Origin of the sequence: Sphingopyxis sp. H073, assembly GCF_001468395.1 — a bacterium.
Lineage (GTDB): Bacteria > Pseudomonadota > Alphaproteobacteria > Sphingomonadales > Sphingomonadaceae > Sphingopyxis.
The window spans coordinates 70030-95799 of sequence record NZ_LNSG01000008.1 but is presented as its reverse complement, the minus strand read 5'-3'; the positions used below and the strand labels follow the sequence as shown (position 1 = coordinate 95799).

Sequence of the window (25770 nt, the reverse complement as noted above, 5' to 3'; positions counted from 1 at the left end):
AACGGTACGGAAAATGGCACAGGCACCCGTCGCAAATGGCTTGGCCGGACGGCAATCCGCGCATAAGCTGCGCGGCGGAACGATGAAAAAGGTTCAGCCCATGTCCCACGTTCGATCATTGTCGCTCGGTGCCGCGCTGCTCGGTGCTGCGCTCGCGATCCCTGCCGCGGCCGGTGCCGCCGAATCGTCGACGACCGCCAGCAAGGGCAAGAAGGCGCTCGACCCCAATGAGGTCGTTTGTCGCAAGCAAGAGGTGCTGGGCAGCCGCCTGAAGTCAGTCCGCGTCTGCCGGACGCGCGCGGAATGGGCCGATGCCCGCAACGAGACGCGCGGCGAAATCGAGCGCGTGCAGGTTCAGCGCGGCGCCATCGGCCAGTAAAAAAGGGCGCCCCTCCTCCCGGAGGGACGCCCTCTACCTTATGCCGGTGTCAGTTTCAGCGCGCCGTCACCCTCGTCGACCCTGATCGTCGAGCCGTCCCGGACGTCACCTTTCAGGATCAGGTCGGCGAGCGGGTCTTGCAGATATTTCTGCACCGCGCGTTTCAGCGGCCGTGCGCCATAGACGGGATCATAGCCGACCCGCCCGAGCCACGCGCGCGCGGCGTCGGTGAGCTCGAGCGTGACTTTCCGGTCGTCTAGCAGCTTCTGCACGCGCGCGACCTGGATATCGACGATCCCGCCCATATGCTGCTGCGCGAGACGGTGGAACAGCACGATCTCGTCGAGCCGGTTCAGGAACTCGGGCCGGAAATGCGCGCGCACCACCTCCATGACGGCGGGCTCGGCCTGCTCGACCGGCGCGTCGTCGGGCAGCGCCGCGATCGCCTGACTGCCGAGGTTCGACGTCAGAATGATCAGCGTGTTGGTGAAATCGACCGTGCGGCCCTGCCCGTCGGTCAGGCGCCCGTCGTCGAGCACCTGGAGCAGGATGTTGAACACGTCGCCATGCGCCTTTTCGACCTCGTCGAAGAGCACGACCTGATAGGGGCGGCGGCGGACGGCTTCGGTGAGCACCCCGCCTTCCTCATAGCCGACATAGCCGGGAGGGGCGCCGATCAGCCGCGACACGGCGTGCTTTTCCATGAATTCGGACATGTCGATGCGGACCATCGCATTGTCGTCGTCGAACAGGAAGCGCGCGAGCGCCTTGGTGAGCTCGGTCTTGCCGACGCCCGTCGGGCCGAGGAAGAGGAACGAGCCCAGCGGCCGGTTCGGATCCTGCAGCCCGGCGCGCGCGCGGCGCACCGCGGTCGAGACGGCGCGCACCGCTTCGTCCTGGCCGATCACGCGCTTGCCCAGCGTCTCCTCCATCCCGAGCAATTTCTCGCGCTCGCCCTCCATCATCCGGTCGACCGGGATGCCGGTCCAGCGGCTGACGACGGCTGCAATGTCGTCGGCGGTGACTTCCTCGCGCAGCATCGCGTTGCCGACGACGGCCTGTGCCTCCTCGAGCTGTTTTTCGAGGCTCGGGATGGTGCCGTATGACAGCTCGCCTGCCTTCGCGAGGTCGCCGGCGCGCTGCGCCTGATCGAGCGCCGAGCGTGCGGCGTCGAGCTGCTCCTTGATCTTCGCCTCGGCGTGGATCTTGTCCTTTTCGGCCTGCCATTTCTGCGTGAGCGCCGCCGACTGTTCTTCGAGGTTCGCGAGTTCGGCGCGCAGCTTGTCGAGTCGGTCCTTCGACGCCGCATCGCTTTCCTTCGACAGCGCCGCTTCCTCGATCTTCATCTGGATGATGCGGCGATCGAGATTTTCGATCTCCTCGGGCTTCGATTCGACCTCCATGCGGATACGGCTCGCGGCCTCGTCCATCAGGTCGATCGCCTTGTCGGGCAGGAAGCGGTCGGAGATATAGCGGTTCGACAGCGTCGCGGCGGCGACGATCGCGCCGTCGGTGATCCGTACGCCGTGGTGCAGCTCGTATTTTTCCTTGAGTCCGCGCAGGATCGAGATCGAATCCTCGACCGTCGGCTCACCGACGAACACCGGCTGGAAACGCCGCTGCAACGCGGGATCCTTTTCGACATATTTGCGATATTCGTCGAGCGTCGTCGCGCCGATGCAGTGGAGCTCGCCGCGCGCGAGCGCGGGCTTGAGCAGGTTCGATGCGTCCATCGCGCCGTCCGACTTGCCCGCGCCGACCAGCGTGTGCATCTCGTCGATGAACAGGATAATCTCGCCCTCGGCCGACTTCACTTCGTCGAGCACGCCCTTGAGCCGCTCCTCGAACTCGCCGCGATATTTGGCGCCCGCGATCAGCGCGCCCATGTCGAGCGCGAGCAGACGGCGGTCCTTGAGGCTGTCGGGGACGTCGCCGTTGGCGATCCGCAGCGCAAGGCCTTCGGCGATCGCGGTCTTGCCGACGCCGGGTTCGCCGATGAGGACGGGATTGTTCTTGGTCCGGCGCGCAAGGATCTGGACGGTGCGGCGGATTTCCTCGTCGCGGCCGATCACTGGATCGAGCTTGCCCTCGCGCGCGACTTCGGTGAGGTCGCGCGCATATTTCTTGAGCGCCTCGAAACTGTCCTCGGCGCCCGCGCTGTCGGCGGTGCGGCCGCGGCGCAGTTCGTTGATGACGTTGTTGAGCGCGTCGGCCGTCACGCCGGCATCGGCGAACGCCTTGCCGACCGGGCTGGACGGAGCGAGCACCATCGCCAGAAGCAACCGCTCGACGGTGACATAGCCGTCGCCGGCCTTGGCCGCGAGCTGTTCGGCCTGGTCGAGCAGGCGCACCGCGTCATTGTCGAGCCCCGGCGTCGCTTGCGCGCCCGAGCCCGAAACGGCGGGCACCTTGGCAAGCAGCGCGTCGATACCCTGCACCGCGCGCGGCACATCGCCGCCGGCGCGCTGGATCAGGCCGGCGGCCATGCCTTCGTTATCTTCGAGCAGCGCCTTGGCGATATGCTCGGGACTGATCCGCTGGTGGTTCATGCGGATCGCGATCGTCTGCGCCGCCTGCAAAAAGCCCTTGGCGCGATCGGTGAATTTTTCGAGGTTCATGTCGAGTAAGCCCCTTTCTCGCCACCAAGATAGTGTTGCCAATTTGCAACACAAGGCCATGGCTTTTCGCGCCATGAAATTTAGGCCATGAGGTCGGCATCATTGATACCGAATGGAGCAGAAAAGCGGATGCGCAAATTTTTCGTCGGCGTCCTGATCCTGTTCGTGGCGATCCTCGCCGGCCTGGCGCTTTGGGAGCCGCTGACGGCGCAGGCGCCGACGGCGACCGAGTTCAGACCGGCCGACGTACAGATTGCGCGCGACAAATATGGCGTACCGCACATCTTCGGAAAGACCGACGCCGACGTCGCCTATGGCGTCGCTTACGCCCACGCCGAGGATGATTTTGCGACCTTGCAGGAAGTGCTGGCGATGACGCGCGGGCGCGCCGGCGCGATGCTTGGCGAGGATGGCGCGAAGGTCGATTATGCCGCGGCGCTGCTCGATGTGCGGGCGACGACCGCGCGCGACTGGCCGCGGCTGCCGAAGGATGTGCAGGCGCTGTTCACCGCTTATGCGGCGGGGCTCAACCATTATGCGGACAAGCATCCCGATGAGGTGCGGCTGTCGGGGCTGTTCCCGGTGACCGGCGAAGACGTCGTCGCGGGCTTCGTGCTGCGATCGCCCTTCTTCTTCGGGCTCGATTCGGTGCTCGGCGGACTGACCGGCGACAAGCCGATGGGCCGCGAGGGCGGGCCGTCGCTCGATGCGAAGGGCAAGCTGGTGCCGCGCGAGCTGACTCCGGTCGGCCGCGATCCCGAAGCGAACGGCTCGAACGGCATGGCGGTGGCGCCGTCGCGCGCTACCGACGGCGCAACGCGGCTCGTCTCCAACTCGCACCAGCCGTGGACCGGCGGGGTCGCTTGGTACGAACTGGTCGTCCATAGCGGCGAGGGCTGGGATTTCGCGGGCGCGAACTTCCCCGGCTCGCCCTATCCCTTCCTCGGGCACAATAAATATCTCGGCTGGACCAACACCGTGAACCGGCCCGACCTGATCGATATCTACAAGCTGGCGCTCGACGAAAGCGGCGAGAAATATCGCTTCGACGGCAAATGGCTGCCGCTCGAGGAAGAGCGCATATGGCTGCGCGTCAGATATGGACCGCTGGTGATCCCGGTGCCGCGGACGATCTATCGCTCGGTGCAGGGGCCCGTGATCAAGAACGACAAGGGTGCCTTCGCGATCCGCTATGCCGGCATGGATCAGTCGGCGATGGTCACCCAATATTACCGGTTGAGCAAGGCGAAGAATTTCGCCGAATGGCGCGCGGCGATGGCGGGGCAGGGCGTACCCGCGACCAATTTCATCTACGCCGATGCGAAGGGCAATATCGGGCTTTTCTACAACGCGATGTTCCCCGATCGGCCCGCCGGTTACAATTGGCGCGGTATCCTGCCGGGCGACACCTCGGCAGACGTCTGGACCAAGACGTTGCCGTTCGACCGCGTCCCCGCGCTGGTCAATCCGCGCTCGGGCTATGTGATGAACGCGAACAACACGCCGTGGGTCGCGGCGGGGCCGGGCGACGAGCTCGATGCCGCCGCCTTTTCGCCGCTGCTCGGGGTCGAAGACGACATGACCAACCGCGCGACGCGTCTGATCACCCTGTTCGAGCAATCGGGCCAGATCGACGAGGCGCGGCTGAAGGCGATCAAGTACGACACCGCCTATGCGAAGACCGGCTACGCGAAGGTGTGGATGGACCGGTTGCTCGCGCTCGATACCAAGGGTGATCGGGCGCTGGCCGAGGCGCAGGGCCTGCTCCGCCATTGGGACTGGAACCTCGACGGCAAGGGCAAGGGCGACGCGCTCGCGCTGATGGTGCTTCGCCCCGCCAACGGCAGCCATTATCAGCGCAAGCCCGATCCCGATCCGCGGCAGGTGCTGAGCGATGCGGTGAATCACCTGCAGGAGCATTTTGCCGGGCTCGATCCCAAGCTCGGTACCGTGCTGCGGCTACGGCATGGCCAGGGCGCGCATCGCATCGACCTGCCGCTCGATGGCGGCAACGATACGGTGCGCGCCTCGACCTTGTGGGACGTCGAACCCGACGGGCGGCTGAAGGTGCGCCACGGCGACAGCTTCATCATGTTCGTGACGTGGGATGCGGCGGGCAAGGTGCGGTCGGAATCGGTCCAGCCCTTCGGCGCGGCGACGACGCGGCCCGATAGCCCGCACTATAACGACCAGGCAAAGCTGTTCGTCCAGCACAAGCTCAAGCCCGTATTGTTCGATCCGGCGGCGCTGAAAGCCAGCGGAGCGCGCTTCTATCGGCCTTGAAAGCCGCGAAGCGCCGTCCTAAACCGCTGATACAGTGCCGTCCGGCACCCCGATCGCGCGTTCGCGCGGCCTTGCTTCAAGAGGAAGTTCATGCCCCGTTTTCCCCGTGCCGCCCTCGTCCTCGCCCTGTCGACCTCGCTCGTCGCCGCGGGCCCCGCGCTCGCCAAGGCAAAGGAGGCGAAGCCCGCGCCCGTCGCCGACCTCGTGAAGGCGGTCGACATTCCGTATCAGACCTTCACGCTCGACAATGGCCTGCGCGTCATCGTCCACGAAGATCGCAAGGCGCCCGTCGTCGCCGTGTCGGTCTGGTATCGCGTCGGGTCGAAGCATGAGCCCGCGGGCAAGACGGGCTTCGCGCATCTGTTCGAGCATCTGATGTTCAACGGTTCGGAAAATGCACCGGGCGATTTCTTCGAACCGCTGCAGCAGGTCGGCGCGACCGACAGCAACGGCACGACCAGCTTCGACCGCACCAATTATTTCGAGACGGTGCCGACCGGCGCGCTCGACCGCGCGCTGTTCCTCGAAAGCGACCGTATGGGGCATCTGCTCGGCGCAGTGACGCAGGAAAAGCTCGATAACCAGCGCGGCGTCGTCCAGAACGAGAAAAGGCAGGGCGACAACAACCCCTATGGCCTGCTGCGCTACGAGATTTTCGAGAATCTCTTCCCCAAGGGGCATCCCTATCACCACAGCACGATCGGTTCGATGGCCGATCTCAATTCGGCGAGCCTTGCCGATGTGAAGAAATGGTTCACCGACAATTACGGCCCGAACAATGCGGTGCTGGTGCTCGCGGGCGACGTCGATCTCGCGACCGCGAAGGCGAAGGTCACCGAATGGTTCGGCGATATCCCCCGCGGCCCCGCAATCAAGGCGCCGCCGGCGTCGGTGCCGACCCTGCCCGCGCCGCTCGCGAAGGAGGTCAAGGATCTGGTGCCCACCACGCGCATCTATCGCATGTGGGCGATCCCGGGGCTGAACGATGCCGAGGCGGTGCCGCTACAGATGGCCGCGGCGGTACTCGGCGGGCTTTCCTCGTCGCGGCTCGACAATGCGATGGTACGCAAGGATCCGGTCGCGGTCAGCGTCGGCGCCGGCGCGCAAACCTTCGAGGATGCGGGCATATTGATCGTCCAGGCCGATGTGAAGCCCGGCGTCGATCCGAAGGTCGTCGGCGACAAGCTCGACGCCGAGATCGCGAAATTCCTCGAAACCGGGCCGACCGCCGACGAACTGCAGCGCGCCGCCGCGAGCTATCTCGGCGGGACGATTTCGGGGCTCGAATCGGTCGGCGGTTTCGGCGGCAAGGCGGTAACGCTGGCCGAAGGCGCGCTCTATTCGAACGATCCTGCCTATTACAAGGTCGAGCTCGACCGGCTGGCGAAGGCGACCCCCGAGCAGACCGTCGCGGTCGCGCGCAAATGGATGTCGCGCCCGGCCTTCTCGCTTACCTACACGCCCGGTGAGCGCACCGAGGGCGGCGAGAACCGCGGCGGCGCGGTCACGGCAGGCAAGGTCAGCGCGGTTGCGCCCGACCGCTACTGGAACCCGGAACTCGGCGATGTGGGTCCGGCGACTTCGTTCGCCGACCGCTCGCAGCTTCCGGCGGTCGCCGACCTGAAAGCGCTCGACTTCCCGGCGATCGAGCGCGCGAAGCTCAAGAACGGGATCGAAGTCGTCTTCGCGCGCCGCGCGACGGTGCCGACGGTCAATGTCGCGGTCAGCTTCGACGCCGGCTATGCCGCCGATCCGCGGGGGGCGCTCGGCACCCAGTCGCTGATGCTGAGCCTGATGGACGAGGGCACGACGAGCCGCGATTCGATCGCCTTCGCCGAAGCGAAGGAGCGCCTCGGCGCCCAGATCGACGGAACCGCGACCGCCGACGAGACGGTGTTCAGCCTGTTCGCGCTGAAGCCCAATCTCAGCGCCTCGCTCGGCCTGCTGGCCGATTATATCCGCAATCCGGCGTTCGACGCGCAGGAACTCGACCGCGTGCGTGCGCAGCAGCTCAACCGGCTTAAGGCCGAGCTCAACAACCCCAATGCGATCGCGAGCCGCGTGCTGATGCCGGTGCTCTATGGCGCCGACCATCCCTATGGCATTCCGCCGTCGGGGCTCGGGACGACGGCGGCGGTGACCGCGGCGACGCGCGACCAGCTCGCGGCGTTCCATGCGGCCTGGGTCCGCCCCGACAATGCCCGCATCTTCGTCGTCGGCGACACCACGCTGAAAGAGGTGACGAAGCAGCTCGACGCGGCGTTCGGCAACTGGAAGGCGCCTGCATCGGCGAAGGGCACCAAGCATTTCGAAACGCCGGTGCCGGCACCGAAGCCGCGCATCCTGCTCTTCGACCGGCCCAAATCGCCGCAGTCGGTGATCATGGCGGGCAAGGTACTGACCGTGAAGGGCAGCGACGAGATCGAGCCGCTGCGCGCCGCGAACGACATTTTCGGCGGCAATTTCCTGTCGCGCTTCAACATGAATCTCCGCGAGACCAAGGGCTGGTCCTATGGCGTGCGCTCGCGCATCTCGAACGACAGCGACCGGCTGACCTGGGTCGCGATCGCGCCGGTGCAGGCCGACCGCACCGGCGATTCGATCAGGGAGTTCCAGAGCGACATCAAGGCCTATCTCGGCAACAAGGGCACGACCAAGGAAGAGCTGGAGCGCACCGTCAACGGCAGCGTCCGCGAACTGCCCGGCAGCTTCGAAACCTCGGGCGATGTGCTCGGCGGGATTCGCCAGATCGTGAAGTTCCAGCGGCCCGACGATTATTACGAGAAGCTGCCCGCGACCTATGAGGCGATGACGACCGCGGAAATCGACGCCGCGGCGCGCAAGGCGCTCGGCACCGGCGATCTCGTCTATGTCGTCGTCGGCGACGCGGCGGTGGTCAAACCGCAGCTTGACGGGCTGGGCCTGCCGGTGGAAATAGCGACACCCGCTAACTAACATCAGTTTCAGTAGGAGAGAGTCTATGTCCGGTGTCGATGGCAGCTATGAGTGCGTAACCAAGTCGCCGATGGGCGACCAGAAGTCGGTTTTCACCGTGAAGAGCGACGGCGACAGCTTCACCGGCCAGAACGCCGGCGCGATGGGTTCGCTCGATGTCGAGAATGGCAAGGTCGACGGCAACAAGCTGACCTGGACCATGAACATGAAGGTGCCGATGCCGATGACGCTCGAATGCGAAGCGACGATCGAGGGCGACGCGCTGACCGGCACGATCAAGGCCGGCGCCTTCGGTTCGATGGCGATGACCGGCACGCGCCAGGCCTGATTTTCGGGTCGCACGGAAACGGAAAGGGCCGTCCCGGATGGGGCGGCCCTTTTGCTTTGCATAGCTTTTCTAGGGCCGGGGGCTATCCAAAGCGGCGGCATGGGCGCATAGGCCTCCCGCAATGCACAAAATGACCGAATCCTCCCAGCGGTCCCGCATGCCCGGCGACCGCGAAATGGTGTTCATGATGGCGATGGTGATGGCGCTGAACGCGCTCGCTATCGATTCGATGCTGCCTGCCCTGCCGGCGATCGGCGAGGGGCTGGGCGTCCTGACGCCGAACGACCGGCAATATGTCATCTCGACCTATCTCTTCGGCATCGGCGCGGGGTCGCTCGTCTATGGCCCGCTGTCGGACCGCTTCGGGCGCAAGGGCGTGCTCGTCCCGGCGCTGTTCGCCTATGTCGCCTTCTCGATCGGCTGCGGGCTCGCGACGAGCTTCCCGATGCTGCTCGCGTTGCGCTTCGGCCATGGCCTCATCAGCGCCGCGCTCGGCGTCATCGTCGTCGCGGTCATCCGCGACCTCTTCTCGGGCGATGCAATGGCGAAGCGGCTGTCGATGATCTTCCTCGTCTTCATGATCGTCCCCGCGATCGCCCCGACGATGGGCGCGGGGGTTGCCGCCGTCGCCGGGTGGCGATCGATCTTCATCGTCCTCGCGGTGATGGGTGTCGTGATGATCCTGTGGCTCCGCCGCCTGCCCGAGACGCTGCATCCCGACGACGTGCGCCCGCTCGATCTCAAGACGATGATTGCGGGCTGGGCGACCGTCACGCGGCACCGCCGCGCCGCGGGCTATATGATCGCCTCGGGGATGATGCAGGGCGCGCTCTACGGCTATCTCAACAGCAGCGAGCAGATCATCGCCGATATCTTCGATGCGCGCAGCTGGTTCCCGCTGGTGTTTGCGTGCGTCGCGCTCGGCATTGCGACCGCCAATTTCTCGAACGCCGCGATCGTCGAGCGCTTTGGCGCGCGGCGCGTGTCGCAGAGCGCGACCTTCGCCTTCATGGCGACCTCGATCGTGCAGATCCTCGTCGCGCTGAGCGGCGCCGAGACGCTGTGGATGTTCACGGTGCTGATGATGGTCAACGTCGGGCTGATCGGCTTCATCGGCAGCAATTTCGGATCGATCGCGATGGAGGACTTCGGCCATATGGCCGGCGTCGCGTCGTCGTATCAGAGCTTCGCCAAGACCTTGCTCGCGGCGACCGTCGGCGCGCTGATCGGGCAGCAATATGACGGCACGACCCTGCCGCTCGCCTATGCATTCCTGATCTCGGGCGTCGTGGGTCTGATATTGGTGTTCTGGGCCGAGCGCGGCAAGCTGTTCACGCGGCCGGGAACCGCGCCCAAGACGCCCTATTAAAGGCGCAAAAGAATGGGGGCCGAAGCCCCCTGTCTCTCCGGTTTCGTGCGAGGCGCTATTTTACTACCGGACCTGGTAGCTCGGTCATGTCCGGCGCTTCTTCGCTGTCTTGGCCGTGGAACAGCCGACTATTGTGCATGCCATACACGAAATAGAGGATGATCGCCGCCACCATGAACCAGGCGAAGAAGATCAGCACACGGCTCTCGACCGTGAAGATCAGCGCGAAGCAGGACAGAATGCCAACCGCTGGAAGCGCGGGATAGAGCGGGACGCGGAATCCGCGCGGCAAATCCGGATGAGTCGTTCGCAGCCAGATGACGCTGAGGCAGACGATGCCGAACGCCGCGAGCGTGCCGACCGACGTCATGTCGCCCAGTGTGTTGATGTCGAAGAAACCCGCCGCCAGCGCGGTCAAGGTGCCGACCAACAGCGTGTTGATCCACGGAGTTTTATATTTGGAATGAACGGTCGAGAAGATGCGCGGCAGCAAACCGTCGCGCGCCATCGTGTAGAAAATGCGCGTCTGGCCGTACATCAGCACCAGAACGACCGAGGTTAGGCCGACGATCGCGCCCGCCTTGATGATCTTGGCGAACCACGCCCATTGCGGCCCGAAGGCATCGACTGCGACCGCGACCGGATCGGGGACGTTAAGGCTCTTGTAGTTGACCACCAGCGTCAGCACCACCGAAACGAGGATGTAAAGCAAAGTACAGACAAAGAGGCTGCCCAAAAGGCCGAAGGGCATGTCCTTGGCCGGATTCTTCGCTTCCTGTCCCGCAGTAGAAACCGCTTCAAATCCGATATAGGCAAAAAAGACGATCGACGCGGCGCGCAGGATGCCGCCCCAGCCGAACTCGCCATCATTGCCGGTGGCGGGGGGGATGAAGGGATCCCAGTTGGATTTGAGTTCACCGAAATTCGCAATGGCAATCGCGCCGCCGATGACGATGAACGCGACGATCACGCTGACCTTGATGGCGACGATAACATTGTTGAACTTGGCCGATTCAGACACGCCAACGATCAGCAACAGGGTCAGGACCGCACAGACCAGAATCGCCGGCAGGTTGAAAGTGCCGATCACGGGAACGCCGTCGATGAGCAATGGCACGCCATCGCGGATGATCTCATGTCCCGCAGGTCCGGTCAGATGAGGCGGTATGACTATCCCGTAATCGCCCAGCAAACTGACCACATAGCCGGACCAGCCGACCGCCACGACCGAGGCGGCAAGCCCATATTCGAGGAGGAGCAAGGCGCCCATGATCCAGGCAGCGAACTCGCCCAGCGTGGTATAACTATAGGTGTATGCCGAGCCCGATACCGGCAGGGTCGAGGACAATTCTGCATAGCAAAGGCCTGCCAATGCGCAGACCGAACCGGCGATCAGGAAGGAAATGAGAACGGCGGGGCCAGCGTGCAGCGATGCCGCGCTGCCCGTTCGCACGAAAATTCCGGCGCCGATGATGCAGCCGATGCCGAGGAACAGGAGATTCCACGGCCCCAACGTGCGCTTCAACTCGCTATGTTCCGTTTCTCGCTGAACCTGCGCCACGCTCTTGCGAGCCATGATGCGTGCCAAGAGACCCCTGGCTGGACGTGATGCCATTATGAATTGCTCCCCAAACTCTATCTCGCGCCAGCCTAGCGTGTCGTCGTCCCAGCGCAACTTAATTTCAGGCGTGTGACAGGGGCTTTGTCGCAGTTTACCGCACTGTGAAGCGGACGCGGTCGATCGGCTTGCCGCCGGGATCGACGAGGGTCAGCATGTGACTGCCGGGGCGCGGGAGAATCTGCTGGCCCGCGTCGGCATCGCCGAGCACCTGCTTATCGAGAATCAGACGGTAGCCCGGAACGTCGCCGCTGACGATCACCGCGAGGCGCTGGCGATCCAGCGGGATGTCAGGATCGAGCGCATAGACGCTGCCGCTGACCGGGCTGGTGATGCGCGGACGGCGCGCGGCCTGCGGTGCGGCCGCCAGTTCGCTCTGCGCGGTGCCGGTCAGGAAATACTCGCGGCGCGGCGGCTCGCGGGTGCCGGGGAGGCTGATCTGGCGCACCTCGACGCCCGCAGGCATTGCGGGGGCCTTGCCGGGGCTGCTCGCGTGGAGCGCGAGCATCACGTCGCGCCAGACGGGCGCGGCGCCCGAAGTGCCCGAAACGGCGCGCATCGAATCGCCCTCGAGATTGCCGACCCAGACCGCGACGGTGTAGCGGTCGGTGAAGCCGATGCACCAATTGTCGCGCATGCCCTTCGAGGTGCCGGTCTTGGCCGCCGCCCAGAAGGGCAGGCGGAGCGCGCTATCGGCGCCGAAAGCGTCGGCGCGCGCGGAGGCGTCGGCAAGGATATCACCGACGATGAAGGCGGCGGGGGCGCTGACGATCCGGCGGGATTCTTGGGGCTTTTCGCCTTCACGGAAGCGCACCGGCGACCAGCGACCCTGATTGGCGAGGGTACGGAACGCATTGGCCTGCTCGACCAAGCTGACCTCGGCCGAACCGAGCGCGAGGCTGAAGCCGTAATATTCGCCGTCCTCGACGAGGCTGTGGTAGCCCAGCGCCCAGAGGCGGTCGCGAAATTCCTGGACGTCGTCGATGACGAGCGCGCGCACCGCGGGGACGTTGAGCGAGCTGGCGAGCGCGTGGCGGACGCTGACCGGCCCCTTGAAGCTGTGGTCGTAGTTTTTGGGGACGTAGAGGCCGGAGGCGGTGTCGAGCTGGACCGGGCTGTCGTCGAGGATCGAGGCGGCGGTGAGCCAGCCATGTTCGATCACCTGTGCATAGAGATGCGGCTTCAAGGTCGAGCCCGCCTGCCGCGGCGCGTTGGCGCCGTCGACCGCGGCCGCGGTCGATTTGAGGCCGACGCCGCCGACATAGGCGAGGACGTCGCCCGTCGCATTGTCGAGCACGACGACGGCGCCGTCGCGGACGCGATCGGAGCCGAGGCCCGCGAGCTGGCGGCGCAGCGCGACGATCGCCGCGGTCTGGATGCGGCGGTCGATGGTGGTCGTGACGCGCTTGCCGGGTTTGTCGAGCAGCCGCGCGGCGAGGTGCGGTGCCAGGCCGGGGTCGAAGCGCGTCGCGCGCTCGCCCGAGGCGAGCGTCGCGGCGGCGGCGTCGATCGCGCCGCAGTCGGCCGCCTTCGCTATGCGGCATGCGCGCTTGCCCAACGCCTCCGCCCTGGCAGCGGGATTGGGGAGCAGGCCGGCGAAGAGTGCGGCGTCGGTGCGGTTCATCTCGGCGGGGGTCTTGCCGAACAGGCTTTGCGCGCCCGCGCCGATACCCTGCGCCTCGCCGCGCAGCGGCAGTAGGTTGAAATAGGCCTCGAGCATCTGCTCGTGCGTCCAGTTTGACGCGAGGTCCTGCGCCGCGCGCATCTGGCGGATCTTGGCGAGCCAGCCGCGCTGGCCCGGTCGCGCGAGTTCGGGCGCGAGGAAGGCGGCGAGCTGCATCGGCAGGGTCGAGGCGCCGCGCGAACGCCCCCCGGTCCAGCGCGTCCGGATCGCGCTCGCCATGGCGAGCCAGTCGACCCCGCCGTGCGACCAGAAGCGATGATCCTCGGCCGCGACGACCATGTCGCGGACATCGGGGCTGATGTCCTTCAGTGGCACCCATGCGAGGCGGCGGCGCTCGAAATCGACGCGCTCGCTGTCGAGGAGCCGACCGTCGCGATCGTAAAGCCACGCTTCGCTGGGCTTCCAATCGGCGCGTACCGTTTCATACTCCGGCATCGCCGGGGGGCGGGTGAGGAGATGCGCGGCGGTGGCGAGGATGAGGGTGGCGAGCGCGAGCCAGCCCAGCGCATCCTGCCAGCGCCACTTGCGGGCCTGCTTCATCATCTAATTCAGCACGTGCTCCCGCGAAGGCGGGAGCCCATCTCCGGTCGGTTCAAAATCGAGCCGTCCGGAGATGGGCCCCTGCCTTCGCAGGGGCGCAAGTTCAAGCGCGTTTTCCATCACTCCGCCGATGCCGCGACCGTCACCGGCGCGTTCGGCCACTGGCCGCGGATTGCGGGGGAGTACATCGCCTCGACGCGCGTCGGAGGCAGGGTAAATTTGCCCGAGCCGCCCAAGCGCACGACATATTCGACCGCGTGGGTGCCCGCGGGCATCCAGCCGTAATAGCCGCGCCAGCTGTCCTTGCCGCGTTCGACGTAGCTTGGCTGCCAGTTCGACCCGCCCGCCTGCGCGCCGAGCATCTCCGACTGGCCGCCGAGATTGCCGACGATTGTCGCGCCCGGGGGAACCGGGTCGTTGATGACGACCCAGGTCCGGCCCGCGGCGGCGATGACCTCGATCCGCACCTTGATCACGTCGCCGCGGGTCAGACGGTCCTTGTTCGCCGCCTTGACGACGCTGACCGAGCGCTTGATCCGATAGCCCGCGTTGAGCGGTTCCTTCAATGGCACCGCGGCCTTGACGCTGACGGTCGCCCACGGCGCGCCGGTGCCTTCATGCTTCAGGCTCATCGTCGCTGCGGCGAGCGCAACGCGAAGCGGCGAAGGTGTTTCGGCGGGCAGCGGCCAGCTTTGCGAAGCGGTTTCGCCCGCAAGGCTGATGTTCGTGACGCCGGTGATCGCGCTCGCCGGATACAGTTCGGCGAAGCGGCGGACGGTGACCGCGCCCCAGGCGTTCGCCGGGGTGGTGTCCCAATGGCCCTTGCGCTGGCGCTGCGCGACGCCGACCATCAGTTTGCCCGCGTCGTCCTCCCAGCCCTTGCGGCCGAGCACGGCTTCGAGCGCCTTGATCGCCATCTCGTCGCCGCTCGTCATCATCCACCAAGGTGCGCGGGCGTCGTCGACGAGGTCGAGGCGCGTGCCTTCATAGACGAGCCGCTTGCGCAGCTCGGCTTCGGCTGCGGTACGAAGCGCCGCGGCGTTGCGGACCCCCGGGGTGCGCTCGATCGCGACGAGCCAGTCGGCGAGGGTGCCGGTCGCCATGTCGATCGGCTTGGTGTCGATCGACGCGACGAGCGCGGGGCTCGACGCATTGTTGCGCGCGAGCGCGGCGAGCGCGGCGATGCGGATCGGGCGGAGATCGTAGGGGCCGTAGCCCTTGCGGGTCAGGCGCCCTTCGACGACCGCCTGCAGCGCCTTCACCATCTTCGCCTTTGACGCCTCAGGGATCGCGAAGCCGTTCGCCGCGGTCACCGCCATCACATAGGCGGTAAGCTCGATCGAGCCGTCCATCCGTTCGTTCGGCCAGTAGCGCAGCAGGCCGTCCTTATCGAGATAGGTCGGCATCGCCCCCGCCAGCGCCTGCCAGCGGCCGAGATCGCCGAGCGCGATCGCGCGCGAGGTCGACTGTTCGAAGCAGTTGTACGGGTAGATCGCCATATAGTCGCGGACGCCCGAAAGCGGCGGCGCGAGCGTGCCCGCGAGCGCGACGTCGACATAGCCGCCGGGCAGCGCGCCCGCGGGGATCGCGATCGGCAGCGTCGTGTTAGGGCCGACGCGGAACAGGCTGGCGGCCCAGGTCTCGACCGGGATCGCGGGCTCGACGACCTGATCGAAGACGAGGCGGTCGCGCGCCTTGCCGTCCTTCGACACCGCATCGACGGTCCACTGGATCGGCCCGGTCGCCTCGGGTGCGGTCACCTGCCAGCTGACCGGCACCGCGCCGCCTGCGGGGATGGTGACGGTGAGCGGCGGCGCGGTCAGGGTCGCGGGCGACAGCGTCGGGGTCGCGGTGACCGTCATCGCCTTGTCGGTGCCGTTGCGGAGCGTGAAGCGCGCGTCATAGGCGTCGCCGGTGCGGACGAGTTCGGGCAGGCCCGCATAGACGCCGAGATCCTGCACGGTGCGCACGCTCGTTTCGCCGGTGCCGAAATATTGCGAGCCGTCGGTGGCGATCGCGACGAGGCGGAAGCCCGAAAGATTGTCGGACATCGGCACGTCGACCGTGGCGCGGCCCTTGCCGTCGAGCGGGACATGCCCCTGCCACAGCAGCACGGGGCGGAAGTCCTCGCGGGTCAGCCCCGAAAGGTCGCCGCCGCCACCGCCGCCGGGTTCGAGCGCCTTGCGGCCATAGTGGCGCTTGCCGACGACCTGCATCTGCGCGGTCGAGGTAAGGACGTCGAGGGTGCGCTCGCCCATCATCGCGTCGATCAGCTTCCAGCTTTCGTTCGGGGCGAGCTGGAGGAGCGCCTCGTCGACCGCGACGAAGGCGACGTCGGCGCCGCTGGCAGGCTTGCCCGACGGATTCTTGACCTCGATCGCGACCTTTGCGGTTTCGCGGATCGCATATTTCGTCTTGTCGGCCTTGACCTTGACGCCGAGCCGATGGCCCTCCCAGCCGACCTTGATCTTCGCGATGCCGAGGCGGTAGCTCGGCTTGGCGAGGTCGACGAGCGCGGTGGGCGGAGCGCCTTCGCTATTCTCGATCTTGAAGCCGACCGCGCGCTTCATCTTGCGGAACCAGCTTTCGTTGCCGGTGACGCGGCCGCGCACCGCCATGACCGAGACATAGACGTCGGGCGCATAGGTGGCGGGCAGCTTGACCTGCACGACGGGATTGGTGCCTTTCAGCGGCACGACGAAGCTCGAGAGCACGCCCTCGCGCTCGACGGTGACGAGCGCGGTCGCTTCGCGGAAGGGCATGCGGACCTGGAAGCGGGCGGTGTCGCCCGCGGCGTAGCGCGGCTTTTCGGCGATCACGTCCATACGGTCGCCATTGTCGCCGCCGAACCACCAGTCGTTGTCGCCCGCGAGCCAGACCGAGCGCACCGCGCGAGCCTCATTGCCGTCGGCATCGACCGTCGTCGCGACGACGGTGACTTCGCCCGACACGCCGGGCGCCATCGCGCAGCTTGCGCGGCCGAGCTTGTCGGTCGTCGCTGCGCAGGTCGCATCGAGCTTCGTCGTGCGCATCTGGTTGTCATAGGCGTAGAAGCCGCCGATCAGGCGGCGCCGCGCGGTGATGATCTCGCGATTGTAAAGCGCGACCTGGACGCGCTGCCCCGCGATCGGGCGGCCATCGAGGTCGAGCGCGACGAAATTGAGGCGGAGATCGTTGTCGCGCATCAGCCAGCCGTCGGTCTTGACGCCGAGGCGCACCGCCGACGGGAAGAGCATGATGCGGCGGCTCGACGTCAGCGTCTCGCCATTCGCGTCCTCATAGTCCATTTCGACCGCCATCTGCGTCGGCTGGGTGACCGGCTGGTCGACGGTGATATTGGTCGCGGCGCTTCCGTTCGCGTCGAGCCTCAGCGGAACCGAGCGCGCGAGCGGAAGGTCGGCCTCGGGTTCTTCGCCGCTGTCGTCGAGCTGGATCACGCCTTCCTTGACCGGCTGGCCGTCGAAATCCCAGTCCCGATAATCCTCGGGCGCGTTCCAGCTGGCGCGGAAATTGGTGCGGATCTCGACCGGAATATTCGGTGCCGGGCCACCCGAGAGATAGCCGACGAAAAAGGAGAGCGGCACCGTCGTCGGGCGCACCGGGGGCGTCTTTGGCCCGGTCACGGTCGCCTTCATCGTCGGCAGGCGATATTCGTCGACCTTGACCGTCTGGCCCGACCAGATCGTCTTGTCCTCGCCCTTCTTGTCCTTGGTCACGAAAACGAGTTCATAGTCGCCCATCGGGGCGGACGCGGGGACATTCCATGTCGTCTCGCCGGCGCCGTTCGCGTCGATGCTGAACGGCATTTCGAATTCGGTATCCGAACCGCGATGGACGAGGCGGAGCTTGCCCGCGAGCGGCCCCGGCGTCGAGAAGCCCGTCCCGACGGGACGGCGCAGGATATGCTTCATGTGGACCGTCTCGCCCGCCTTGACGAGCGCGCGGTCGAAGAGCGTGTGGAGGATATCGCCGCGTTCGGACCATCCATAGGGAAGGTCGAAATCATAGGGACGGATGCCGTTGCCCCAGTCGGTGAGCGTGAAGCTGAAATCGTCGCCGCTGCGGGCGCTGACCATCAGCGCGTGGCCCTCGCTGTTCGCGGGATCGGGGTCGTCCTCGCAGCTCGCATAGGTTTCGGGCTGCGGCAGGGTCGACGCGAAGGCGAGGCGGCCCGACTTGTCGGCGGTGCCGCGCGCGAGCAGGCGGCCGGTGCAGCTGTCGATGACGCGGATCTCGGCGCCCGCGACGGGCAGGCCGGTGTCGAGCGCCGTCACCCAGGCGAGCGAGCTTTCGCGGCCCCATTTGAAATGCACCGCCATGTTGGTGACGAGCGCCGCGGTCGCGACATAACGCGTCGCCTTGCGGCCGAGCAGCACCGCGCCGAGTTCGGGGCTCGCGATCTCGACGATATGGAATCCCTTTTCGGTCAGCGGAATGCCGACGACCTCGAATTCCTTGCCGCCGGCGGCAGGCGCCAGCTGCATGTCGCGGCGTTCGCCGCCTGCGGGCGCGTCCTCGAACACCGATTTGGTGCCGGTGTAGTTGACCGTGACGTCCTCGCCTTTCGCGTTCTTTTCCTCGCGATAATCGGTGTCGTCGGCATCGGCGACGCGCTTCAGCCAGCGCGCGATGGCGGCATCGTCGTCGCCGACCTTCAGCGTGGTCGCGGGCATCTTGAGGTTTTTGCTGACCATCGACGCCTCGACTCCGCGCACGGTGACGGGCAGGATGCCGCCCTCCGACGCTTCGAGAATGCCGAATTCGGCCGCGAATTTGACCAGCGGCGGCGCGCGGTCGATGTGGAATTTCAATGGGAAGTTCGACTGGTTCTGCAGCTTGCGGCCGCTCTGGTCGGTGACGTCTGCCGGCAGGACGAGCGTCGCGTCGACATTCTGCGACAGCGGGCCCGAGAAGTGAACGCGTTCGAGATATGTGTCGTTCTTGTCGTCGTCGTCGAACTTCGCGGCATAGCTCTTGCCGTCGGCGGTCCTGAGCGTCGCAGCGAGCGCGGTTTCGCGCGGCACCGGCGCAGCGAAGATGACATTGACGTCCTTCAGCGGGTTGCAGCCCGCCTGCGGATTGACGCGGCTGCACGACATTTTGGCGGTGAAGGCGGGGCGCACATCATGGTCGAAACGCTGGTCGCGGCCCGCGGTGCGGCCGGGCACTCCGGCCTGCGAAATGCGTGCGTCCCATACGAGCGCCATCTCGCGGCCCGGTGGCAGCGGACGGCGGCATTTGACCGGAACGACACGCTCGAGCAGCGCATCGCGGTCGCTGCCCGCGGCGGGCAGGCGCAGCGGCAGGCCCGCGTCATAGGCGAAGGACTGCGCCGACCAATCGCTGCCGAGGCCTTGGAGGATTTGCACCGCGGTGTCGCGCGGGAGCACGTCGATGGGAATCTTCTCGCCGATACCGTCGACCGCGCAATAGGCGAAGCGGCCGACCGAGGCGCGGTCGGCGGCGACGTTGGTCGCGACGAGGAAGATCTGGTCCTCCTCGATCCCGTCATAGGTGCCGCCCGCCAGCACCGCGCGCGCCGAGGGGCCGCCGGTGTCGATCTCGAACCGGCTGTTTCCGACGACGCTCACGCCGCGCACGGTCGTCAGGTCGCTGCGGAGCTCGACGTGGCAGCTGACGCCGCCGGGGAGCGATTTTTCGAATTCGAGCACCCAGGTGCGCGTGTCGACCCAACGGCTCGTTGCATCGACCTTGCAGTCATGGGTCGCGGGCGCCCTGGCACGCGGATCGCCGAGCGGGACCATGTCCTCGGAGAAGCGCAGCGTGAAGCGGCTGATCGTGCCGTCGCCGGTGCCCGACGAGCCGGGGGTCGCGAGCGTGACCTGCGGGACGGTGTCGCCGCCCGCGGCGACGAGCGCGAGGCCGAGGGGAACGATCAGCGCCAGCTTGATCCTGCCGGCATAGCGCTTCGCCAGCGCCCGCCACCCGTGCCGCATGCCTTGTCTCCCCGGTCTGACCCGAAATGCTATCCTGCTGGAAACGGGTGCATGAGTCCACCCGTCGCCGCGCAGCGCGCACGGTTAATCGCAAAGCGGGAAAGCGCTGTGACGGCCAGCATAGACAGACTCGAAAATGGGGAGAGTCGGAAAACGGATTCAACTTCATTCGTCATCCCGGACTTGATGCGGGATGACGAGGTTGGACGGTTGCCCCCTTACCTTGCGAGCATCGGCCCCAGCTTCTGCCCCGCGAAGATATGGACGTGGAGGTGCGGCACCTCCTGATGACTGTCGAAGCCGACGTTGGCGAGCAGCCGATAACCCGGGGCGACGATGCCCTGATCGCGCGCGACCTTGCCGACGGCGCGGACGAAGCCGGCGATTTCGGCGTCGCTGCCGCGCTCCGAAAAATCGTCCCAGCTGACGTAAGGGCCCTTGGGGATCACGAGGATATGCAGCGGCGCCTGCGGATTGATGTCGTGGAAGGCGAGTGCGAACTCGTCCTCATAGACGGTCTTCGACGGCAGTTCGCGGCGCAGGATGCGCGCGAAGATATTGCTGTCGTCATAGGGAAGCGTCGCGTCGATCGGCATGGAAGGCTCCTATTGGGGGCGGCTGGCTTTTTCGGCGTGGCCCGAGGTGCCGTGGCGTCGACCGAGTTCGGCAGCGACGGCGTCCCAGCCGAGGCCGCGGTCGGCGAGCAGGATGGTGAGGTGGAAGATGAGGTCGGCCGCTTCCCCGGTCAGCGCCGCATCGTCCTCGGTGAGCGCGGCGATGATGGTTTCGGTCGCCTCCTCGCCGAGCTTCTGCGCGATCTTGCCGCGGCCCTTCGCGGCGAGGCTCGCGACATAGGATGCGCCCGCGTCGCCGGCGGCGAGCCGGTCGTTCACCACCGCTTCGAGCTGCGTCAATGTCTCGCCGATCGCCATAGGAGCCGCCCTTTCGTTCGTCGCCGTGCCTAGCGGCGGGAAAGGCGCTGGACAAGCCGCGATGCCTCTGGTGAAGCGCGGACATGGCCGAGGTCAAATTGCATCCCGACTGGCTCGCCGCGATCGGCGGCGAGTTCGAGCAGCCCTATATGGCGGCGCTGAAGGCGTTTCTCGCGGGCGAGCGCGACAAGGGAAAGGCAATCTATCCGCGTCCGCGCGACTGGTTCGCCGCGCTCGACGCGACGCCGCCGCAGGATGTGCGCGTCGTGATATTGGGGCAGGACCCCTATCACGGGCCGGGGCAGGCGCACGGCCTCTGCTTCTCGGTCCAGCCCGGCGTCCGCACCCCGCCGAGCCTCGTCAACATCTACAAGGAAATGAAGGCCGATCTCGGCATCGCGCCCGCGTCGCACGGTTACCTCAAGCATTGGGCCGAACAAGGCGTGCTGCTGCTCAACAATTGCCTGACGGTCGAAGCCGGAATGGCGGCGTCGCACCAAGGCAAGGGGTGGGAGAAATTCACCGACGCCGCAGTTGCCGCGGTCGCGGCCGATCCGGCGCCGAAAGTGTTCATCCTGTGGGGCAGCCATGCGCAGCGCAAGGCGGCGAATGTGCCGGGGCTGGGCGCGGGAAGTCCGCACCTGATCCTGCGCGCGCCGCACCCGTCGCCGCTGTCGGCGCATAACGGCTTTTTCGGGTCGAAGCCCTTCAGCCAGGCGAACGCGTTCCTCGAGGCGCACGGGCGCGGGTTGATCGACTGGCGCCTGCCCGACAATCCGGAGGCGCCCGCCGCATGAGCCTGTTGGCCGACCCGGTAACGCTCGCGGTGCTCGTCGCGGCGGTGATCCTCGTCGGCATGGCGAAGGGCGGGCTGGCCGGAGTCGGCGCACTTGCAACCCCGCTCGCGGCGCTCGTCCTGCCGCCCGCGACCGCCGCGGCGGTGCTGCTGCCGATCCTGATCGTGCAGGACGTAATCAGCGTCTGGGCTTTTCGTCACACATGGGACGGCTGGATCATCGGCTGGATGCTGCCCGGCGCGGCGGTCGGTGTCGCGGCGGGCTGGTTCTATGCCGAGCGGGTCAACGAGGCGCAGTTGATGATGGCGCTGGGCGCGATCACGCTGGCGTTCGGCGTCTATCGCCTGTGGGTCGAGCGCGGCGGACGCGTCGTCGCGGCGTCGACCTCGCCCGGCTGGGTCGGGACGATCTTCGGCGGGATTATGGGGCTGACGAGCCAGATCGCGCACGCCGGCGGACCGCCGTTCCAGATGTGGGTGACGCCGCGCAAGCTGCCGCACCTGACCTTCATCGGCACCAGCGCGATCCTGTTTGCGATCGTCAACTGGATGAAGGTGCCCGCCTATCTCGCGCTCGGCGCCTTTCCGCACGAGGTAATCGTCGCGGCGCTGCTGCTGATGCCGCTCGCGATCGTCTCGACCCTGCTGACGGTGCGCTGGATGAAGCGGATGAATCCCGAACGTTTCTATGTCCTCATCTATCTCTTGATGGTCTTCCTCGGCGCGAAGCTGCTCTGGGACGGGCTGCACGGATGATTGCCGGAATAGGGCGACGCGGGCGTGCAAAGCGCCTAGGCTGTCCGGCGACGGGTGTTCATGCCCGCCGACGCAAAGGTATTTACCATGGCCAAAGGCCAGAAGAAATCGAGCCGCGAAGCCCGCAAACCAAAGGCCGAAAAGCCCAAGAAGCCGAACGCGAGCAATCCGTCGACCAAGCCGGGCGTTGTCGCCGGGCTCGACAATATGAAGAAATGACCGCGCATGCCGCGGTGGAAAACATGAGGCCGTCATGGTGAAGGCCGTGTGGAACGGTGCGGTGATCGCCGACAGCGACGACATCGTCGTCGTCGAGGGCAATTCCTATTTTCCGCGCGCCGCGGTCGATGCGGCGCTGTTGTCGGACAGCGCGACGACAAGCTTTTGCCCGTGGAAGGGCGTCGCGCATTATCATCATGTCACGGTCGACGGGCGGGTGAACGAAGACGCGGCCTGGTATTATCCGGAACCCAAGGAAGCGGCGGCGGCGATCGCGGGCCGCATCGCCTTCTGGAAGGGCGTCGAGGTCGGCTGCCTTCGTCCATAGATGCCCGTGACCGTCCAGATCCTCGTCGATGCCGATGCCTGTCCGGTAAAGGACGAGATCTACAAGGTCGCGTGGCGGCACGAAGTGGCGGTGAAGATTGTCAGCAGCAGCCGGCTGCGCGTGCCAGACCATCCATTGATCGAGCGCGTGGTCGTCTCGGACGGGTTCGACGCCGCCGACGACTGGATTGCCGAGGCTGCCAGTGCGACGAGCGTCGTGATCACTGCGGACATATTGCTGGCCGATCGCGCGCTGAAGGCCGGGGCGACGGTGCTCGCGCCGACCGGCAAGCCATTTACGGCCGCATCGATCGGCCCCGCGATCGCGACGCGCGCGATCATGGCCGACCTGCGCGCCGGCATGGGCGAAGGACTCGGCGGGCCGCCGCCCTTCTCCAAGGCCGACCGGTCGCAATTCCTGCAGGCGCTCGACACGGCTTTGGTGCGGCTGAAACGAGCAGGATAAGTTTCTTCGCTTTCTTTTCAGTCTCTTGTCATTTTTCTTCGCGCGAGTGACCGCGATCACCGCGAGATGTGACGTCATGCGGCAAAAGCTCTTCATCGAAACATCAACCGCCCCCCGGCGGACAGATCGAGAGGAAGAGACGATGACCCGGAAGATGATCGCCCCCGTGATGGCCCTGACGATCGCGCTGTCGGCGACCCCCGCGATGGCGCAGTCGGCGCAGCCCGCGCAGGGCAGCATGACGATCAGCAGCGGCCCGATCCAGATCCTGATCGGCCTTCTCCTTCCCGCGGTGCAGAAGGTCCGCGAGGCGGCGCGCTAATAAGCCTCCCGTTCCGTGCTGGCCCGTACGCCGGCACGGGGCCAGCCCTCCCGCCACGCAGGACCCCGGCGGGAGGGCACAATTTCCCCGCACAGGTTGGCGGCGGTTTATCCGAAGGGGGACCGGGCGGAACCGCCGGCGCCGCCCGACCTCCCGAAGGGTGACGGTCGGGCGGCTTCGTTCAGTTGCCGGCGCTGCGATGACGGAAGAAGGCCAGCAGCAACACGACGGTGACGATGCCGACCATCGCGCCTGCGGAGGTCGTGACCAGCCGGATCGATTCGGCCGGGTCGTTCGAATTCCAGGCACCGCTTTGCGTCTGCCCGATCATCCACCAGGCGCCGCCGATGATGATCGCGTCGAGCAGGACCAGCCCTATGAGCGCGCGAACCGATTTCTTCATGACCGCCTCCCCTGTCCGACCCGCGCGCGACCCTATCACATTGTCACAGAATGCCGAAATATTTGGCGCTGCGACGGCAGGGTGTCTTTCGTTTGACCAGCCGCCATCCGCAGCGCATCCTCGGCGCCATGTCACGGCTCTACACGAACTTCGCCGAATTCTGGCCCTTTTACCTGCGCGAGCATAGCAAGCCGCGGACGCGGGCGCTCCACTATGTCGGGACCAGCCTTGTCGTGCTGATCGCGGCGGCGGCGCTGCTGACGGCGCGCTGGGGCTGGCTCGTCGCTTTGCCGGTCGCGGGCTATTTCTTCGCGTGGGTCGCGCATTTCGGGGTCGAGAAGAACCGGCCGGCGACCTTCACCTATCCGCTGTGGAGCCTCGCCGCCGATTTCCGGATGTGGGGGCTCTGGTTGACCGGCCGGCTCGGCCCCGAGCTCGATCGCGCGGGGGTCGAACGCAAAAATCGATCAGACTGACCGAAAGCCATCGCTGGCCGTTATTGCGAATCATTCTTAAATTCTTGGTGTTCGCAGTTACTGGAGACGGACGATGCCGACCGACCTGATCAAGACCTTCACCTATTTGTCGATCCACCTGAGCATCGGGTTCAGTGTCGCCTATGTGATGACGGGTTCGGCGACGCTCGCCGGCGGGATCGCGATCATCGAGCCCTGTATCAATGCCGTCGCATTCTTCTTCCATGAAAAGGCGTGGAAGCGACTGGGGTCAGGGCGTAAGCTGCTTTCGGCCTGATCGCTCCCCGATCATCATCGAGTCCTGCCGACCCAACCGAAGGAGACCAACATGACCGTCAACCGCGCATCTGCCCGCTACGAAGGCTTCGGCAAGGAAGGCAAGGGATCGATCACGACCAAATCGGGGGTGCTGAATGCACAGCCCTATGGCTTCGGGACGCGCTTCGAAGGTCAGCCCGGGACGAATCCCGAGGAACTGATCGCAGCGGCGCATGCCGCCTGCTTTACCATGGCGCTGTCCTTCGGGCTGGCGCGCGCGGGCTATTCGGGCGACACGCTCGAAACTGGCGCGGCGGTGACGCTCGAGCAGCAGGATGGGGGTTTCACCATTACCAAGTCGGCGCTGACGCTGACGGGCAAGGTGCCGGGGATTTCGGCCGAGGAGTTCGCCGCGATCGCCGCGGAGGCCGAGAAGAATTGCCCGGTGTCGAAGCTGCTCAACTGCGAGATCACGCTCGAACATAGTCTGGAAGGCTAAGCCGCGCGGCGAAGCGGCGACGGCAGTTCGTCGGCCATGAAGTCGAACGCGCCCTGCGCCGGAGCAAGCAGCCGCCAGCTTTGGAGGACGCGGTGGCGGCCGTGTCCGACGTGACTTTCGATCAGGGCGAGATCGCGCGGGATCCAGTTCCACATGACCGGCACCGGATCGAAAGGATGCCTGCCATAGCCCAGCGTCACGTGCGGGCGGAGGCCCGACTGGCGATACAGGGGTTCGATCCCATGCGGCGCGAGAAGCGCAACGATCGCCTCATAGAGTTGGCGAATGGCGGCGACGCTCCCGGCGGTGACGAGTTCGGCGCCCGCGCCCTTGCTGACTATCCGGCCGAACGGGATGCAGGCTGCGCCGGGCAATCCCGCTGCGAACGCCTTCGCGACCCGTTGCCGCAGAAACGGGTGCGGGGCTGACGCCTCTTCGATCGTACAAAGCGTCACATGGTAATTCTGCGGTTTCAGCCCCGCGAACAGATCGCCCGAAACGGGCGGCAATTGGCGCGCCAGCCAGCCGACACGGTCGGCCGGAACCTGAAAGCCCAGAAAATAGCAGAACATCGGCGTCATCGGT

Annotated in this window: 22 protein-coding genes; 14 read left to right on the top strand and 8 right to left on the bottom strand. The window is 66.2% G+C overall.

Annotated features, from left to right (window positions below; genetic code table 11):
• Positions 1–13: 13 nt before the first annotated feature.
• Positions 14–379 (top strand): hypothetical protein, encoded by a 366-nt coding sequence (locus ATE64_RS15470; RefSeq protein WP_058455173.1) that lies wholly within the window; start codon positions 14–16, stop codon positions 377–379.
• 38 nt (positions 380–417) lie between these two features.
• Here ATE64_RS15470 and clpB read toward each other — a convergent pair whose 3' ends face one another.
• Complete coding sequence (gene clpB, locus ATE64_RS15465) at positions 418–2997, bottom strand: ATP-dependent chaperone ClpB (protein ID WP_058455172.1); 2580 nt, start codon at positions 2995–2997, stop codon at positions 418–420.
• 129 nt (positions 2998–3126) lie between these two features.
• Between clpB and ATE64_RS15460 the strand changes: the two genes are divergently transcribed.
• The 4 genes from ATE64_RS15460 to ATE64_RS15445 all read left to right on the top strand — a co-directional run bounded on the left by ATE64_RS15460 (position 3127) and on the right by ATE64_RS15445 (position 9932).
• Complete coding sequence (locus ATE64_RS15460) at positions 3127–5280, top strand: acylase (protein ID WP_058455171.1); 2154 nt, start codon at positions 3127–3129, stop codon at positions 5278–5280.
• Between the two features lie 90 nt (positions 5281–5370).
• Positions 5371–8235, top strand: coding sequence for a pitrilysin family protein (locus tag ATE64_RS15455; protein WP_058455170.1), 2865 nt, complete (start codon positions 5371–5373; stop codon positions 8233–8235).
• Positions 8236–8260: 25 nt separating this feature from the next.
• On the top strand, positions 8261–8563 hold the full coding sequence (locus tag ATE64_RS15450; RefSeq protein ID WP_058455169.1) for a hypothetical protein: 303 nt from the start codon (positions 8261–8263) through the stop codon (positions 8561–8563).
• Positions 8564–8693: 130 nt separating this feature from the next.
• Complete coding sequence (locus ATE64_RS15445; protein ID WP_231729116.1) at positions 8694–9932, top strand: multidrug effflux MFS transporter; 1239 nt, start codon at positions 8694–8696, stop codon at positions 9930–9932.
• A 55-nt stretch (positions 9933–9987) separates the two neighbouring features.
• Here ATE64_RS15445 and ATE64_RS15440 read toward each other — a convergent pair whose 3' ends face one another.
• From ATE64_RS15440 to ATE64_RS15420, 5 genes are all read right to left on the bottom strand, one after another.
• Positions 9988–11607 (bottom strand): amino acid permease, encoded by a 1620-nt coding sequence (locus tag ATE64_RS15440; protein WP_231729115.1) that lies wholly within the window; start codon positions 11605–11607, stop codon positions 9988–9990.
• A 37-nt stretch (positions 11608–11644) separates the two neighbouring features.
• Complete coding sequence (gene pbpC / locus ATE64_RS15435; RefSeq protein ID WP_231729114.1) at positions 11645–13777, bottom strand: penicillin-binding protein 1C; 2133 nt, start codon at positions 13775–13777, stop codon at positions 11645–11647.
• Between the two features lie 116 nt (positions 13778–13893).
• Entirely contained in the window at positions 13894–19731 is a 5838-nt protein-coding gene (locus ATE64_RS15430; RefSeq protein ID WP_058455166.1) for an MG2 domain-containing protein, read from the bottom strand.
• Between the two features lie 218 nt (positions 19732–19949).
• The gene (locus tag ATE64_RS15425) at positions 19950–20327 is read right to left on the bottom strand and encodes a histidine triad nucleotide-binding protein (protein ID WP_058455165.1); all 378 of its coding nucleotides are present in this window, start codon (positions 20325–20327) and stop codon (positions 19950–19952) included.
• 9 nt (positions 20328–20336) lie between these two features.
• Positions 20337–20657: a phosphoribosyl-ATP diphosphatase gene (locus ATE64_RS15420; protein WP_197410162.1), complete on the bottom strand. Its 321-nt coding sequence runs from the start codon at positions 20655–20657 to the stop codon at positions 20337–20339.
• Between the two features lie 89 nt (positions 20658–20746).
• Here ATE64_RS15420 and ung point away from each other — a divergent pair, with 89 nt between their 5' ends.
• The 6 genes from ung (at position 20747) to ATE64_RS15395 (ending at position 23549) form a co-directional block, all read left to right on the top strand.
• Complete coding sequence (gene ung, locus ATE64_RS15415; RefSeq protein ID WP_058455163.1) at positions 20747–21460, top strand: uracil-DNA glycosylase; 714 nt, start codon at positions 20747–20749, stop codon at positions 21458–21460.
• On the top strand, positions 21457–22215 hold the full coding sequence (locus tag ATE64_RS15410; RefSeq protein ID WP_058455162.1) for a sulfite exporter TauE/SafE family protein: 759 nt from the start codon (positions 21457–21459) through the stop codon (positions 22213–22215). Before ung ends, ATE64_RS15410 begins: the two co-directional genes overlap by 4 nt.
• Positions 22216–22302: 87 nt before the next feature.
• A complete protein-coding gene (locus ATE64_RS22350) occupies positions 22303–22434 on the top strand; it encodes a hypothetical protein (protein ID WP_269433229.1) in 132 nt (43 codons plus the stop codon).
• A gap of 34 nt (positions 22435–22468) precedes the next feature.
• A complete protein-coding gene (locus tag ATE64_RS15405; RefSeq protein WP_058455161.1) occupies positions 22469–22762 on the top strand; it encodes a DUF427 domain-containing protein in 294 nt (97 codons plus the stop codon).
• Positions 22763–23227 (top strand): YaiI/YqxD family protein, encoded by a 465-nt coding sequence (locus ATE64_RS15400; RefSeq protein WP_058455160.1) that lies wholly within the window; start codon positions 22763–22765, stop codon positions 23225–23227.
• A 142-nt stretch (positions 23228–23369) separates the two neighbouring features.
• Entirely contained in the window at positions 23370–23549 is a 180-nt protein-coding gene (locus tag ATE64_RS15395) for a hypothetical protein (RefSeq protein WP_058455159.1), read from the top strand.
• 181 nt (positions 23550–23730) lie between these two features.
• Here ATE64_RS15395 and ATE64_RS15390 read toward each other — a convergent pair whose 3' ends face one another.
• Positions 23731–23952 carry a hypothetical protein gene (locus tag ATE64_RS15390; protein ID WP_058455158.1) on the bottom strand — a complete coding sequence of 74 codons (222 nt, stop codon included), beginning with the start codon at positions 23950–23952 and terminating at the stop codon, positions 23731–23733.
• Positions 23953–24080: 128 nt separating this feature from the next.
• Between ATE64_RS15390 and ATE64_RS15385 the strand changes: the two genes are divergently transcribed.
• From ATE64_RS15385 to ATE64_RS15375, 3 genes are all read left to right on the top strand, one after another.
• A complete protein-coding gene (locus ATE64_RS15385; protein ID WP_058455316.1) occupies positions 24081–24428 on the top strand; it encodes a DUF962 domain-containing protein in 348 nt (115 codons plus the stop codon).
• A 73-nt stretch (positions 24429–24501) separates the two neighbouring features.
• Positions 24502–24705, top strand: a complete 204-nt coding sequence (locus tag ATE64_RS15380) for a DUF2061 domain-containing protein (protein ID WP_058455157.1) — start codon at positions 24502–24504, stop codon at positions 24703–24705.
• Positions 24706–24756: 51 nt separating this feature from the next.
• Positions 24757–25185, top strand: a complete 429-nt coding sequence (locus ATE64_RS15375) for an OsmC family protein (protein WP_058455156.1) — start codon at positions 24757–24759, stop codon at positions 25183–25185.
• Here the strand turns inward: ATE64_RS15375 and ATE64_RS15370 are convergent.
• On the bottom strand, positions 25182–25766 hold the full coding sequence (locus tag ATE64_RS15370) for a hypothetical protein (RefSeq protein ID WP_058455155.1): 585 nt from the start codon (positions 25764–25766) through the stop codon (positions 25182–25184). The genes ATE64_RS15375 and ATE64_RS15370 overlap by 4 nt on opposite strands.
• Positions 25767–25770 lie beyond the last annotated feature (4 nt).